Consider the following 559-nt stretch of genomic DNA (forward strand, 5'->3'; position numbering starts at 1 on the left):
GCCCTGGTCACGGTGGCCGACAGCACCGCGCGGGCGTCCGCGCCGATGCGCAGCAGCTCCGCCAGGTCCAAGCCCTCCGGCGTGCCCATCAGGGCCGGCCGCAGGTCCATCGCGACCTGGTGGTGCCAGCGCGTCGCCCACACGGCCCGCCACCACATCGCCTCCTGGGTGGCCGGTCGGGCCAGCCAGACCGCGATGTTGCGGAAGTAGGCCTTGATGTCCTCGTACGCGGCCCGCCCCGCCTCCGACGCGGCGAACCCGACGCTCTTGACCGGGTCGTTCGGCACCGTCGGGTCGCCCACCAGGTTGACGTTGAAGAAGTGGTGCCACGTGGCGTCCACGGCCACCCGGCCCACGCCGACCTGGTGCCCGTCGTACGCGCCGATCGCGCCGAACGACGCCGCGTTCAGCCGACCCTTGCGCGGGTCGAGGTCCGCGGGCCGGGCGTTGAGCGTGGACCACGCCACGACCTCCGGCGCCAGCCCCGCCGGGTACTCGGTCATCTCGTACCCGGCGTAGGTGAACGAGCGGGTGGGGTCGTCCGGCACGTAGCATTCGC

The 559-nt window shown here is 73.3% G+C and carries 1 pseudogene; it reads right to left on the reverse strand.

Annotation, left to right across the window (positions count from 1 at the left end):
• A pseudogene (locus tag AB0G02_RS41520) lies at nucleotides 1-548 on the reverse strand (hypothetical protein); the annotation flags it as partial.
• Nucleotides 549-559 lie beyond the last annotated feature (11 nt).

The organism is Actinosynnema sp. NPDC023658 (assembly GCF_040639995.1).
GTDB lineage: Bacteria > Actinomycetota > Actinomycetes > Mycobacteriales > Pseudonocardiaceae > Actinosynnema.